The 10,120-nt window shown below is 54.5% G+C and carries 8 protein-coding genes and 1 pseudogene; 2 read left to right on the top strand and 7 right to left on the bottom strand.

The features are described from left to right. Nucleotides 1-68: 68 nt before the first annotated feature. The 4 genes from HA45_RS19420 to HA45_RS19405 all read right to left on the bottom strand — a co-directional run bounded on the left by HA45_RS19420 (nucleotide 69) and on the right by HA45_RS19405 (nucleotide 2,290). The gene (locus tag HA45_RS19420) at nucleotides 69-1,109 is read right to left on the bottom strand and encodes a FecR family protein (RefSeq protein ID WP_244563479.1); all 1,041 of its coding nucleotides are present in this window, start codon (nucleotides 1,107-1,109) and stop codon (nucleotides 69-71) included. Continuing rightward, entirely contained in the window at nucleotides 1,106-1,606 is a 501-nt protein-coding gene (locus HA45_RS19415) for an RNA polymerase sigma factor (RefSeq protein ID WP_100700225.1), read from the bottom strand. Before HA45_RS19415 ends, HA45_RS19420 begins: the two co-directional genes overlap by 4 nt. Before the next feature lie 158 nt (nucleotides 1,607-1,764). Then, the gene (locus HA45_RS19410) at nucleotides 1,765-2,055 is read right to left on the bottom strand and encodes a type II toxin-antitoxin system RelE/ParE family toxin (protein ID WP_100700224.1); all 291 of its coding nucleotides are present in this window, start codon (nucleotides 2,053-2,055) and stop codon (nucleotides 1,765-1,767) included. Beyond that, nucleotides 2,048-2,290: a type II toxin-antitoxin system ParD family antitoxin gene (locus tag HA45_RS19405; protein ID WP_100700223.1), complete on the bottom strand. Its 243-nt coding sequence runs from the start codon at nucleotides 2,288-2,290 to the stop codon at nucleotides 2,048-2,050. The genes HA45_RS19410 and HA45_RS19405 overlap by 8 nt, the downstream gene beginning before the upstream one ends. A 239-nt stretch (nucleotides 2,291-2,529) precedes the next feature. Here HA45_RS19405 and pagP point away from each other — a divergent pair, with 239 nt between their 5' ends. Further along, nucleotides 2,530-3,087, top strand: a complete 558-nt coding sequence (pagP, locus tag HA45_RS19400; protein ID WP_100700222.1) for a lipid IV(A) palmitoyltransferase PagP — start codon at nucleotides 2,530-2,532, stop codon at nucleotides 3,085-3,087. Beyond that, nucleotides 3,077-4,582 carry an alpha/beta hydrolase gene (locus HA45_RS19395; protein ID WP_100700221.1) on the top strand — a complete coding sequence of 502 codons (1,506 nt, stop codon included), beginning with the start codon at nucleotides 3,077-3,079 and terminating at the stop codon, nucleotides 4,580-4,582. The genes pagP and HA45_RS19395 overlap by 11 nt, the downstream gene beginning before the upstream one ends. On the opposite strand, the gene HA45_RS19390 is transcribed toward HA45_RS19395, so the two are convergent. From HA45_RS19390 to HA45_RS19380, 3 genes and pseudogenes are all read right to left on the bottom strand, one after another. Next, nucleotides 4,572-5,537, bottom strand: a complete 966-nt coding sequence (locus HA45_RS19390) for an acyltransferase family protein (protein WP_100700220.1) — start codon at nucleotides 5,535-5,537, stop codon at nucleotides 4,572-4,574. The genes HA45_RS19395 and HA45_RS19390 overlap by 11 nt on opposite strands. Next, complete coding sequence (locus HA45_RS19385) at nucleotides 5,534-8,596, bottom strand: efflux RND transporter permease subunit (protein WP_100700219.1); 3,063 nt, start codon at nucleotides 8,594-8,596, stop codon at nucleotides 5,534-5,536. Before HA45_RS19385 ends, HA45_RS19390 begins: the two co-directional genes overlap by 4 nt. Beyond that, nucleotides 8,596-9,680, bottom strand: a pseudogene (locus tag HA45_RS19380) (efflux RND transporter periplasmic adaptor subunit). Before HA45_RS19380 ends, HA45_RS19385 begins: the two are co-directional and overlap by 1 nt. Nucleotides 9,681-10,120 lie beyond the last annotated feature (440 nt).

The following is a 10,120-nucleotide window of genomic DNA, read 5'->3' as shown; positions in this document are numbered from 1 at the left end:
AGATTTAAGATGAATAATAATCATTCTCTTCTGAAGACGACGCGCAGGGTAAAACCCTGACGTCCCTTTTAATTATTTTTTAACGTTTCCATCGATGAGGTGACAATCATCTGATTTTTAACATTTTTTATTTTCACTGGCAGCACGCGTGGCAGCGCCCTGGCAAAGCTATCGACACGTTCGGTGTCAAAACTGCCGCTCACGCGTAATGCGGCGACGCCCGGCGAATTCAGCACCAAAGAGACATCGCGATAGCGGGCAAATTCCGCTAATGCCATATCCAACCGGGTGTTATCCAGCACTATGCGGTCATCACGCCAGGCGGCAATGCTCTCTGCTGGCAATGACGAACGCGATATCAGTCGCCCCTGTGCATCGGTCAATGAACGTTCCGATGCGCGCAGCACGGTGATATGGCGCTGAGCCTGAGGAAGGTGCAGATGCTGCATGGCGCGCCACCAGCGGTTCTGCCAGTTCTCTCGTGGGCCAACGCGCACGGCGCCAGCGCTGACCGCCACATAGGTTCCGTCACCGCTCATGGTGTGTGGCAGGTAGCGCACGCTAAACTCGGTGCCGACCACGGTGACGCGTGAGGGGCCGCTCAACACGTTGAACGGTTGCTGAGGATTGTGCGTAACCTGGAAGAAAGCCTGACCTTGCGGCATGTCCACTTCTCTGCGATTAGCAAAATAGCGCACGTTTAGCCGGGTACCCGCATCCAGCGAGACGCGGCTGCCATCAGGCAATTCAACCGTGCGCATCTCGCCTCGTCCGGTATGCCAGCTCGCGCTGTAAGTGGGTGCCGCAAACTCGTTGCGCAGCGGGAAGTACAGCACCGCTGCCAGCAACAACAGGGCACAGCCAGCCAGCACAGGACGCCATAAGCGGCGAGGAGCGGGTGCCGGGCGAAGATGCGTGACAGATGCGACGGGTATCTGCGCGGTTTGTTGCCACAAGCCGCTTAAATCCTGATATTCCGCCTGATGAGCGGGGATGTTTAACCAGCGCTGGAATGCCGCTTCCTCGGCTGGCGTCAGGCCTTCCTGTTGACGCAGCAGCCAGTGAATCGCCTGTTCGGCAGGGGTCTGTTGATCATCACGCGTCATCATGACTTCCTTGTTGACTGTTCGGCACGCCAGCTGTCACGGCTGGCACGACAGGCAAGCATGGCGCGGATGATGTGTTTTTCCACCATGTTGGTGGAAATGCCCATGCTGGCCGCGACTTCGCTTTGCGACTGCCCCTCAATGCGATGGCGAATAAACGCCTCGCGACAGCGTGGCGGCAGGGTCTCAATGGCGGCAACGATGTGATCCATATAGCGCTGGTTCTCCAGCAGGCTGTCGGGCTGTTCGTGCCCCGGAGCCAGCAACTCATCAGCGGCAATGTCTTGCGAAGGTTCATACTGTTTTTGCAGGCGATAGCGATCAACCAAAAGATTTCTGGCGATATGGTAGAGCAAACCGCGGTGTGAGGAAATCTGTTCCTGGGAAGCCAGCGCGCGGCTGAATGTTTCCTGGGTCATCTCTTCTGCGAGATGCTTATCCCGCAACTTACCGCTTAAAAACCGGAACAGTTCCGTGTAGTAACGCTCAAAGGCTGACAAGGTAGCTTCCCAACAACCGCACACGGCTGCATGCGTGAAAGAGTGACAGCCTGTATTTGAATGAAAATCGTTATCGTTATCAAGATGGGATGAGTGGAAAAGGTAAAAAAAGCGTTGTCGAGGAAGATTAGGGGCGAGGTAGGGAGCTTGAGGTGGAATTAAAAGTCGGGTAAGTGACGAGCCGTGTCCATCTGTTGATGTAAAATTCGGGCAATAAATATCCCATAAGGAGAGGCAGTATAAAAAATGGTGTGCGACTGGAAAACAATACGTTTTACATCCTGCACCCGCGGGTAATCCTGTCCCATCTCAGGCATTTTCGACAATGTTTCAAGAAACTCATCCAATGCGTCGGTGTAGCGATCGGCTTGTGCTTCACCAAATTTAAGCAGGGTGTAGTCATAAATATTGGAAAAGTCACTGTCGGCAAGTTCAGACAGTTTATACACGATTGAGCTTCTTTCTTTCAGCGGCAATCTCACGCAGTGAACGCGGGCTTTCGCCACTTTCCAATCCTTCAACTACGGCATTTCGGACAACTTGATCATGTGATTCCTGTTGTTCCAGCAGCCGCAAAGCCGAACGCATCACTTCACTGGCTGATCCATATCGCCCTGAATCAACCATGCGGGAGATAAAGTTATCGAGTTGTTCACCAACGCTAACTGACGTTATTTTTCTCATTGAACTCACCGTGTATTAACTGTTAATACAAAAGAGCATAGTTTGCTTAAGTCTTCACCTCCAGTCAAATCGACCTCGTTCTTATGGAATGTGCCACGCAACAGGATACTTTGCGCAGCCCCTTAACCTTCACTCAACAACTATAATATTCCCTGACGGTCTGCCCGGTATGGGCACACAGATCATCCCGGCTGTTTACCTTGCTCACTATCATCGGTGCTTTTGCAAAAGGATCACCCATGCGAACTTTTCTGGTGGCGTTGTGTATCTCATTAAGTGTTTTGACCTTCCCGGCCCTGGCGGCGGGCACATTGAGTGACGGCTGGGAATGGCTCAAGCAGGATGTCTCGCAAACCTGGGAGCAGCCACAATATTACGATCTCTATTTGCCGTTCATCAGCTGGCATGCCCGTTTCGCCTACGACAAAGACAAAACCGACAACTACAACGAATCACCGTGGGGTGGCGGTTTTGGTGTATCGCGCTACAACGAGGACGGTGACTGGAGCGCGCTGTATGCGATGGCATTTAAGGATTCGCACAATATGTGGCAGCCGATCATCGGGTACGGCTGGGAAAAGGGCTGGTATCTGGATGAGGCACGCGATGTGCGCTTAGGGTTGGGACTGACGGCGGGCATTACCGCACGTGATGATTTTGCCAACTATGTGCCGCTACCGATCGTTTTGCCGTTATTCTCCGCAGGCTATAAAAATCTTAACGTGCAGTTCACCTATATTCCCGGAACCTACAATAACGGCAACGTGCTATTTGCCTGGTTCCGCTATGGCTTCTGACACGGTGCAGCGTGCTTCTGCGCGTCAGTGGCTGAAAAGAATCATCCTGAGCCTGCTGTCTCTGCTGATTATGTTTTTGCTGATTCGCGGCTATCAGTCTGAGCAGGGGCCGCCGCTGCATCGCTGGCATACCTGGGCGGCTGATGAAATGACGGTGGATCAGATGGATCACGCCAGCTTCGCCGATTACCTGGCGCAGGAAGATGTAATTTTCCAGCAGATGAAGCGCAACGTCACCGATCAACTGAGCGACGAAGAGAAAACCTCGCTTAACCGCTATTACGCGCAAAGCCCCGTCTATCCGGCAGGATTTTCCACTGAATGGAATCGTTCGTTTGTGCTGAAACCCACGGGTGCAATCAAAGGTGCGGCGGTGCTGTTGCACGGATTAACGGATTCGCCCTACAGCATGCGTTATCTGGCTCAGGCTTATCAGCAACAAGGTTATATCGCGGTGGTGCCGAGATTGCCCGGCCACGGCACCGCACCGGGATCGTTAACCAAAGTTGACTGGAAAATGTGGCTTGCCGCCACACGTTTGGCCGTGCGTGAAGCCACGCGCCTGGCGGGCACGCAAGTCCCGTTGCATCTGGTGGGCTACTCCAACGGCGGCGCGCTGGCGATGAAATATGTGCTCGATGCTCAGCAGAATCCGAGTCTGCGCCAACCGCAGCAGGTGTTGCTGCTGTCGCCGATGATTGGCGTCACCGCTTACGCCCGCTTTGCCGGATTAGCGGGGTGGCCCGCGGTGTTCCCGGTGTTTGCCAAAGCCGCGTGGCTGAACATCGTGCCGGAATATAACCCGTTTAAATACAATTCGTTCCCGGTGCGAGCGGCACGTCAATCGTGGCTGTTAACCCAGGCGTTGCAGGAACAGGTGGTGCAACTCGCCCGCGATGGCGAAATACGTGGCTTACCGCCGGTGCTGACGTTCCAGTCGATCCTCGATTCCACCGTCAGTACCCGCGCGGTGGTCAGTGCGCTATATCGTTATCTGCCGGACAACGGCAGCCAGTTAGTGATTTTCGATATCAACCAGGCGGCCAACTTACGCGCGCTGTTCCGGCCTGCGCTGTATTCAGCGGTCAACGATTTACTGCCTGCCGCGCCGCGCCATTACACCACCACGGTGATCACCAACGCCTCACCCACCACTTATGAGGTGGTGGCGCGCATCACGGCTGCCGATCAAACCCATGAGGTGACGCACCCGCTGCAGCTGGCGTGGCCGCAAGATATGTATTCGCTATCGCATATTGCCGTGCCTTTCCCGCTTTCGGATTCGCTGTATGGCAGCGAACCTGGCGAGAAAAATCGCTATGGCATCAGTCTCGGCACCATTTCGCTGCGCGGCGAAACGGCCAGTCTCACCGTGGGTCTGGATACGCTGATGCGCAATACGTCCAATCCATTTTTCGCCTATATGATGGCGCAAATTAATCGGCGCATCGCCTGCAGCCCGCAGCCAGATCTGCAATCGTGCCTCAAAGAGTGATGACTTTTTTCAGCAACGTGATGGAAAGAAACAGTTTTGATATCAGCACCGAAAACACAAAAGTCACCACAATCAGCGTGAGTTTGGTGGCCAGCGAGGTGATCGGGATCAGCGCGGTCACGATGTGAAACACCGAGTAGTGCATGATGTATACCCCGGTCATGGTTTTACTGACGGTGGCTAACAGCGTCTCTTTAAGTGCCACATGGCGACGAAAGCGCACGCCGCTGGCGGCCAATACCAGCGCCACAACCAGCAGGTAAATTTGTGAACCGGTGAGGAGGAAGGCATTGCGGTCGGCTTTAAACAGCGCGAAGAAGAAGTGCTGCTCGTAGAACCAGGTGAACAGGTAAATCAAGGGCAGGGCGAGGGCGGCGGCGAGGGCGGCTCTTTTGCGGCTTAGCCAGTCGGCAATTACCGGCTCACATAACAGTTGGCCGGTAAGGTAAAACAGCAGCCAGGTCCAGATACGATATTGTGGCGCGAGGCTGAACACCCGCACTTCGGGATACAGTACCGACAGCAAATCGTAACCATAGGAAAACAGCAGCAGGGCAGCGACCAGCGCGCAAAATGCCACCCGATGCAGACTGAGCCACGAAAGCAGCGGATTGAAGCTGTAAATCACGATAAACGAGAACACAAACCACGGCTGAATCAGATAGCCACGCTGGTAAGGCTCCCAGAGATAGTAAATCGTCATCCAGAACAGAAACACGATCACCACATTGCGGATCTTATTGAGCTGCCAGCGCAAATCCTGCTCGGCATGGGCATCCATGATGCCGGCCACGACGAAAAACAGCGGTGTAGCGATGGTTGAGATAAACGTCAGAAACGCCAGAATCCAGTGGTAATCATAATCGTAGCGGTCCCAGGTGTTATACAGCGTGAAAAAGGTCACGGCCGCCATGCAGCCGAGTGTCTTGATGACATTCAGCCCGGTGGCATTCATGCTGATGTCGCTTTCTCAGGGCGGTGGAAGCAGGCGTAAATCACCGGCAGAACCAACAGCGTCAGTATCGTCGCAAAGCCCAGTCCGAACATAATCACCACCGCCATGCTCTGGAAAAACACATCGCGCAGCAGCGGTGCCAGGCCTAACACCGTAGTGAAAGCGGTGAGCAGGATGGGACGCAGGCGCGACGTGGCGGCATACAGAATCGCCTCATGCTGCGCTTTGTCCTGCTTCTGTTGCTCAATCTCTTCCACCAGCACAATGCCGTTACGAATCAACATGCCGCTCAGGCTCAGCAAGCCAATCAGCGCCATAAAGCCAAACGGAATGCCGGTGAGTAAAAAGCCTGGTGTCACGCCAATCAGCGCCAACGGCACCGTCAGCCAGATCGCCACCGCGTTTTTCAGCGAGCTGAACATCAGTACGGTAATCACAAACATCACCAGATAGCCCAACGGCAACGTAGTGAACACACCTTGCTGCGCTTCGCTGGAGTTTTCGGCATCGCCGCCCCATTCAATGCTGTAGCCGTGAGGCAGCGGGATGTGATCGATTTGCGGTCTTACCCGCGCCAGAATATCGCCGGAAGTATCGCTGCTGAGCGGGCTGGGATCGGTCAGCACCGTCAGCACGCGGCTGCGATCGCGTCGCAGGATCAGGGGATCTTCCCACTCCAGATTGAAGCCGCTCACCACATTGCTGAGAGGAATGTAGTGCTGCTGGCTTTGGCTCCACACCAGCACGTTATTCAAATGGTTGGCGTCCTGGCGCTCGCTGGCGGGCGGACGTACCACCACCGGCAGCAGATCCGCTCCTTCACGGTATAAACCGACGCGGCTGCCGGAGAAATTCATTTGCAGCGCGTTATCGATTTCCTGCTTATCCACGCCCAGCTCGCGGCCCAGCGCCGGATTGAACTGCGGACGGATTACCTTGCTGCGGTTTTGCCAGTCGTTACGTACGCTGTCGGTGGCCGGATCTTGAGACAGGATGTCCCCGACTTCGCTGGCAATCAGCCGCATGCGATCGGGATCGGGGCCTTTGATGCGTACCTCAATCGCGCTGCCGCCAGAAGGGCCAAACATCACGCGTTTGGTGCTGGCGTTGACCTGCGGATAATCGCGGGCGATGTCGTCATCCACGCGGCGTGACAGCGCGGCGATATTTCGCTGATCGTCCATGCGCACCATGATTTGCGCATAGTTGCTGTACTGTCGCTGCCCATTGTAGGTGAGAATAAAGCGCATGCTGCCCTGACCCACGGTGGTCACCGTGGACACTACGCCCGGCTGGCCGGTGATCGATTTTTCAATATCGCCTGCCATTTGCTCGGTGGCTTTAATGTCCGTGCCGTAGGGCAGCCACAGATCAACAAAGAAAATCGGCGTGTTGGAAGAGGGGAAGAAGTTTTGCCGGACGCCGCCAAAGCCCCAGATCGCCAGCGCCAGCAGGGCGGCCATCACCGCCAGCGTGACGGTTTTTTGCTGTAACAACGCGTTCAGCGTGCGTTGGTAGAGCTGATAAAACCCTCCATCATAGGGCGATTTCTCAGCGGCGGGCGCTGCCGTTTTATCCGTTTTAAACAGCCACCATTTGATCAGCACCGGCGTGATGGTTAACGCTGAGAACCAGCTCAGCATCAGCGAAATCAACAGCACCTGGAACAGCGATTTGCAGTACTCACCGGTGGAATCCTGCGACAACCCAATCGGTGCAAACGCCAGTATCGCAATAATGGTGGCGCCCAATAGCGGGAAAGCCGAACGCCGGATAACAAAGTTGATTGCCGAAGTGCGCGATGAACCTTGCTGACGCGCAATCAGCACCCCTTCAACAATTACGATGGCGTTATCCACCAGCATACTGAGGGCGATAATCAGCGCACCCAACGAAATGCGCTGCAGCTCGATGCCCCACAAATACATGATCAGCAGGGTGCCCAGCACATTCAGTGCCAGCGAGAGCGCAATGATGATGCCGCTGCGCACGCCCATAAAGATCAGTAGCACACCCACCACAATCGCCAGCGCCATCAGGAAGTTAGCAATAAACCCATTCACGGAGTGCGCCACTTCGGCAGCCTGATCGTAAAAGGTGGTGATCTCAATGCCGGCGGGTTTTTCCGCTGACATCTGTTGCAGTTTGGCTTCCAGAGCGCGCCCGACATCAATCACATTGACGCCAGGAATAAAGGAGATGCCCATGGTGACTGCCGGACGTCCGCTGGCGTGATAGATACTGGAGGGGGATTCACTTAACCCACGAGACAGCGTAGCAATATCACGTAACCGGGTGGTGGCGGTGTCACCCATCGGGCTGATCAGCAGATCGCTCAGCTCATCGATATTTTCAAACTCCCCGGTGGGATGCAGGCGAATCGATTCGGTACCGGATTTGATTTCTCCTGCGCTGGAGACCACGTTGAGGCGGCTGAGTGCGGCGGAGAGTTGAGCTGGCGTGATGCCGCGCGCTGCCATTTTTGTCAGCGAGACATCAACGTTGATTTGCTGCGGGATCGCGCCGCCTATCGCCACCTTGCCCACGCCGGGAACCAGCACCAGTTCGCGTCGTAACTGCTCGGCATACTGCACCAGCTCCGGGTTACTGAAGTTGTCGCCGGAAATGGCGAAGAAAAAACCAAACACATCACCAAAGTCATCATTGACGAAAGGGGCCGCCACGCCGGGCGGGAAGAAGCGTGCCGCATCACCCACGCGCCGCCGTAGCTCATCCCAGATTTGCGGCAATTCATTAGAGTGATAGCGCGAAGCAATATTCACCGTGATTTGAGACAGGCCGTTAGAGGAAATTGAACTGACATTGTCCAGGTAGGGTAATTGCTGCAGCGCATTCTCCAGCGGTAGCGTCACCTCTTCTTCCACCTGCTGAGCGGAAGCGCCGGGATATTGCGTGACGATCACCGCTGTTTTGATGGTGAAGGCAGGATCCTCCAGCCGGCCAATATTGAGCAGAGCAAAAATACCGCCCAGCCCTAACAGCAAAATGGCCAGCCAAACGCGAATAGGGTTATCAATAAACTGTTTGGAGATGTCCATTACAACCCTCGCTCACGCGTCCAGATGCGTACCCGCTGTTGAGCATGTAATTCATTAACGCCAGCGGCGACCACGCGTTCACCGGCTTTTAACCCTTGAGTGATGACCACGCCGCGATCGGTGACGTCACCCACCGTGACTTTACGATCCTCCAGCGTCAGCTGCTCGCCGCTGCCTTGCACCACCCAGACGTGCGGGTCATTGCGCTGGCTGTTATCCGGGTTGAATACGGCCTCCACCGGCACCACCAGCGATTCGCGATTAATGTTAGCGGGGAGATTAGCCAGATTAATGGTAACGGTGCCGCTCACCCCTCCAACGGCCGGAAAATCGGCGGGGCGCGGCATGGTTAAGATCACCTGCCAGGTCAGGGTATTGCTGCTACTGCTGCCAGTATGCTCTTTGTACTCGGCCTGAAACTCGCGATCCGGCAGCGTGTTGATGCGCACTACCGGGCGATAGGTCATGTTGCGAATATCCAGCGCGGTGAACAGGTTTTCCGGCACGTTAAACACCACATCGAGCAGGTCGGTGCGCGTCAACGTGGCAATGGTCTGGCCCGCCGCAATCACCTGATGATTACGCACGTTAACCATCGCCGCAGTGCCGCTAAACGGAGCGGACAACGTCATCTGGCTTAACTCTTCTCGGGCGATTTGCAGAGTGGCATTGGCGGCATCTCGATTGGCGCGTTGGACGTCCATTTCTGCCTGAGAAATCGCCTGGCGACCCGCCAGCGTCTGGAAGCGTGCAAACTGCCGTTGGGCTAGCGTGGCGGCGGTCTGGCGTTCGTTGACGCGCTGTTGCGCCTCACGTGCCACCAGTTTGGCGATCACTTGCCCCTGCGTCACATTGTTGCCCTGCCGAATTTCCAGTGAGTCAATCTGCCCACCCCGTTTAAAGGAGAGGTCTGTGGAATCACCCGATTCAATACGTGCGGGAAAGATGCGCTGCTGGGATTCACCGGAAGCGACCACGTTGGCCACTTTCACCATGCGCGGCAGAGGGGCAACTTCCGTTTTTTTTGATCGCAACCTGTTGTTATAAATATAACAATGGCGATCAGCGGAAAATAACGCGTCACGAGTTTATCCTCAATCAGCAATGTTAAATTAATTATTGGCGTTATTATTAGCGTGGTGTTTATTCGCCGAGCATAGAAACAACGGCGTAAGTAAATAACCCCACGGCAGAACAGGTTACAATTGCGAGAACCACATAAAGACTCAGGCGGAGCAGACTATAGTCCGGCATCGTTACCTCCATTAACAGTGGGCGAAATAGAGTCATCTCACTGCGGACGGATAGGAGTGACGGTTAAGGTTTGTTTGTTATGCATGAGCATAGCTGCGTATTTCCAAAAATGTAAAGTTTGATAAATGCAATATCTTTGGCGCAACTCATGGAATTTAAATCTGAATTATTTGTTATAAACAGAGTTATAAACCATGATAACAACATAAGAACAAAGTTAAGCTTTTCCCGCTATTTCATTAACATAGGGGCGGTTTAATTTATCGTCAT

The organism is Pantoea rodasii, assembly GCF_002095465.1.
GTDB lineage: Bacteria > Pseudomonadota > Gammaproteobacteria > Enterobacterales > Enterobacteriaceae > Pantoea > Pantoea rodasii.
This window is presented reverse-complemented; position numbering and strand designations above follow the sequence as displayed.